This window comes from Seonamhaeicola marinus, from assembly GCF_008085455.1.
Genome location: NZ_VSDQ01000372.1, coordinates 1 through 260 on the forward strand (window position 1 = coordinate 1; position 260 = coordinate 260).

The window sequence follows — 260 nt, forward strand, 5'->3', positions numbered from 1 at the left end:
ATAATCTAACATATAGGGCACACAAGACACTTTGGTTGCAATAGGAATAACGCCAAAAAACATAGCTTCGGCAATGGCTTTAGGCCACCCTTCAGATTTTGATGGTAATATAGAAAAATGCGCTTGTTTCAGGGCGGTTTTTATAACTTCTTTTGTTTGGTTTCCATGTAAAAAAACAGACGTTTTTAAATTTTTATAATCTATATAGTCTTGTAACTCTTGTTTTAAAACACCATTACCATACATGTTTAAACAAATAC

1 protein-coding gene is annotated in these 260 nt (G+C 32.3%); it reads right to left on the reverse strand.

Features of this window, described 5'->3' with window-relative positions; all coding sequences use genetic code 11:
- Nucleotides 1-260, reverse strand: a 260-nt coding sequence (locus FUA24_RS04990; protein WP_187388176.1) for a glycosyltransferase, incomplete at both ends; no start/stop codon positions are given.